This window comes from Actinosynnema sp., from assembly GCF_052038725.1.
In genome coordinates this window covers 1-3,760 of the sequence record NZ_JBQGCX010000650.1, presented here as the reverse complement: position 1 = coordinate 3,760, position 3,760 = coordinate 1, and the positions used below count along the sequence as shown (strand labels likewise).

Here is a 3,760-nt window from a genome sequence, read left to right as displayed (position 1 = left end):
GGTCCCGCGTCCCCTGGCTCGACACCACCTGGCAGGGCCGTCGCTCCCTCTTCCTCCTCGACCTCGCCGTCACCGCCGCGATCACCGGCGGCGCCGCCCTGGAGGTCGTGGCCAGGGGCGGCCCGTCCTCCGTCGTCACCCTCCTGCTCGCCGCCCCCGCCCTCCTGCTCCGCAGGCGCTGGCCCCTGCTCACCGTCGCGACCGGCCTGCTCCTCTCGGTCGTCATGGGCGTGCTCGGCGTGTTCCTCACCGCCCCCCGGACCGTCCTGGTCATCGGCCTGCACACCACCGCCGCCCGCCACGGCTTCACCTGGCGCACCTGGCTCGCCGCCGTCCCCGCCTACCTCGCGCTCCTCGTCCCCGCCTTCCTCTCCGACCGCCTCGACTGGCCCTCCTACCTGATCACCAACGCCGTCTTCACCCTCCTGCCCCTCCTCACCGGCGTCTGGGTGCACCAGCGCGCCAAGGTCCTCGACCTGCTGCGCGAGCGCGCCGAGACCGCCGAGCGCGAGCGCGACCTGCTCGCCGAGCGCGCGGTCACCGCCGAGCGCCGCCGCATCGCCCGCGAGATGCACGACGTGGTCGCCCACCGGGTCAGCGTGATCGCCCTCCAGGCGGGCGCACTGACCGTGATCGCCGACGGCGAGACCGCCGAGGTCGCCGAGGTCATCCGCAAGTCCGGCTCCGCCGCGCTCGCCGAGCTGCGCGACGTGCTCCGGGTGCTGCGCGAGGACGAGTCCGAGGTCGTCGCGCCCGGCCTGCCCGGCATCGAGTCCCTGGTGGCCGACGCGCCCGGCCGGGTCGAGCTGGCCCACCCGGACCCGCTGCCCGAGGTGGAGCCCGCCGTCGGCCGCGCCGCCTACCGGGTGGTGCAGGAGGCGCTGACCAACGCGGGCAAGCACGCCCCCGGCGCGCCCGTGCGGGTGCTGCTGGAGGTGGGGGAGCGGCTGGTGGTGCAGGTCCGCAACGGCGTCCCGGAACGCCCCGGCGGCGCGGTGCCCGGCTCCGGGTACGGGCTGCTCGGGATGCGCGAGCGGGTGACCCAGGCGGGAGGGACGGTGTCCGCGCGGCCGGAGGGCGGCGGGTACGTTGTGCGTGCTGAGTTCCCCTGCTGAACGGACGGCGCGGTGGCGGTCAAGGTGCTCCTGCTCGACGACGAGGAGCTCGTGCGCGGCGGCATCAGGCTGATCCTGGAGTCCGACCCCGACCTGCGGGTGGTCGCCGAGGCCCCGGACGGCTCGGACGTGCTCGACCTGGTCGACCGCTTCCACCCGGACGTGGTGCTCACCGACGTGCAGATGCCCGGCGTCGACGGCCTCGAGGTGGTGCGCCGGGTGACCGCCCTGCCGGACGCGCCCGCCGTCGTCGTGCTCACCACGTTCGACCTGGACGAGTACGCGCACTCGGCCCTGCGCGGCGGCGCGACCGGCTTCCTGCTCAAGGACACCCCGCCCCGCGACCTGGTGCGCGCGGTGCACGTGGTGGCGCGCGGCGAGGCCATGATCTCGCCCGCCGTCACCAAGCGGCTGCTGCTGGAGTTCGCCGCCGAGCCGGCCGGCCGGGCGGAGGCGCGCCGCAGGCTGTCCGGCCTCACCCCGAGGGAGCGCGAGGTCGCCGAGGCGGTCGGCCGGGGCGCGAGCAACGCCGAGATCGCCAAGGAGCTGTTCCTGAGCGAGTCGACGGTGAAGGTCCACATCGGACGGATCATGGCCAAGCTCGACGCGGCCAACCGGACCAGGGTGGCGATCACCGTGCACGACGCGTCTCGCTGAACGGTCCACAGTAGACAATCCGATACTTCTCGTCCCGCAAAGGTTTTCGCCCGGCGACCTCACCCGTTAGCCGGAGACGCCCACCCGCCCCTCGTCGGTAGCTTCCAGGTGACGGTCCCTGCCGCCCGCCCACGAGAGGTGGAAACCCCATGCGCACACCACTGGGAGCACTGGCGATCGCCCTCCTGTTACCCCTGCTGGCCGTCCCGCTCGCCCAAGCGGCCCCCGAGGCGTCCGACTACTGGACCCCGGACCGGATGCGCGCCGCCGCCCCGCTGGACCTGCCCACCGTCGCCCCGTCCGACGTCGAGGACGTCCCCGCCGCCCCGCCCGCCGAGGTCGCGCCGCAGGCGATCCCGAACGGCGGCGGCCCCTGGACCGGGGGCGGCGCGGTCACCACCACCGCGGGCCGCGTCTTCTTCACCTACCAGGGCCGCACCGCCTCGTGCAGCGGCAACGCCGTGACCAGCGCCAACAAGAGCACCGTGATCACCGCGGGCCACTGCGTCAAGCTCGACGGCGCCTACCACACCAACGTCGTCTTCGTCCCCGCCTACGCCAACGGCGCCACCCCGTACGGCACCTGGACCGCCCGCGCGACCTACAGCACCCCGCAGTGGAACGCGTCCGAGGACATCAACTACGACGTCGGCGCGATCGTCGTCAACCAGCTCGACGGCCGCAACCTCACCGACGTCGTCGGCGGCCAGGGCATCGCGTTCAACCAGCCGAAGGCCGCCCCGACCTACGCCTTCGGCTACCCGGCCGCCGACCCGTACGACGGCACGAGGCTCATCTACTGCAGCGGGACCACCTTCAACGCCTTCCTCAGCTCCGGCATCGGCCTGGGCTGCGACATGACCGGCGGCGCGAGCGGCGGCCCGTGGTTCCACGGCTTCTCCGAGGCCACCGGTGTCGGAACGCTGATCTCGGTCAACAGCTACAAGATCGTCATCCTGCCGTTCTGGATGTTCGGCCCGTACTTCGGCGCGGACGCCCAGAACCTCTACAACCAGGCCCAGGCGGCCTGACCGGCGCGGGGGGCGGGCCCGGCCCGCCCCCCGTTCGGCAACGCGCACCAACCTCCCCGATCCGCCCCCGCCACCCCTGCCGGACCTGCCACCCTCACCCGACTTGATCAAGGGAGGCGTCCGTGGGACGTGCAGGGATCGGCGTGAGAGCGGTAGCGGGTTCGGTGCTCCTGGCACTGGCCCCGCTGGGGGCACCGGTGGCGCAGGCCCAGGAGGTGAGCATCACCCTGGCCGCACCGGGAACCGCCATCGAGGGCAGCTACCTGGTCGTGCTGGAGGACGGCGCGTCCGAGACCGCGCAGGCCCTCACCGAGGAGCACGGCGGCCAGGTCACCTCGACCTGGAAGTCCGCGCTGAAGGGCTTCGCCGTCAAGGCGTCCGAGGACGAGGCGAAGCGCCTGGCCGCGGACCCGGCCGTGCGCGCCGTCGCGCAGAACGCCGCGTTCACCGCCACCGACGTGCAGTACAACCCGCCGTCGTGGGGCATCGACCGGATCGACCAGCCCGGTCTGCCGCTGGACCAGGCGGTCCACACCGACAACAGCGCGGCGACCGTGCACGCCTACGTCATCGACAGCGGCATCCGCACCACCCACCGCACCTTCGAGGGCCGCGCCAGCTGGGGCGTGGACCTGGTCGACGGCAGCAGGCAGGACTGCGCCGGTCACGGCACGCACGTCGCGGGCACCATCGGCGGCAAGGAGTTCGGCGTCGCGAAGGACGTCAAGCTGGTCGCCGTCCGCGTCCTGGACTGCGACGGCGGCGGCACCCTGGAGGGCGTCGTCAGCGGCGTCGACTGGGTGACCGCGAACGCCGTCAAGCCCGCCGTGGTCAACATGAGCCTGTCGTCGCAGGCCCCCGGCGGCCCCACCCTGGTGGACGACGCGATCCGCAACTCCATCGGCTCCGGCCTGACCTACGCGCTGTCGGCGGGCAACCGCAACGCCGACTCCTGCA

The 3,760-nt window shown here is 73.5% G+C and carries 4 protein-coding genes; all 4 read left to right on the top strand.

Features of this window, described 5'->3' with window-relative positions:
* On the top strand, positions 1 to 1,115 hold a 1,115-nt coding region (locus ACTUAL_RS13730), incomplete at its 5' end, for a sensor histidine kinase (protein WP_440900503.1).
* Between the two features lie 12 nt (positions 1,116 to 1,127).
* Positions 1,128 to 1,772, top strand: coding sequence for a response regulator (locus ACTUAL_RS13725; RefSeq protein WP_096492530.1), 645 nt, complete (start codon positions 1,128 to 1,130; stop codon positions 1,770 to 1,772).
* A gap of 149 nt (positions 1,773 to 1,921) precedes the next feature.
* A complete protein-coding gene (locus tag ACTUAL_RS13720; protein WP_096492531.1) occupies positions 1,922 to 2,803 on the top strand; it encodes a trypsin-like serine peptidase in 882 nt (293 codons plus the stop codon).
* A 143-nt stretch (positions 2,804 to 2,946) separates the two neighbouring features.
* On the top strand, positions 2,947 to 3,760 hold an 814-nt coding region (locus ACTUAL_RS13715; protein ID WP_440900502.1), incomplete at its 3' end, for a S8 family serine peptidase.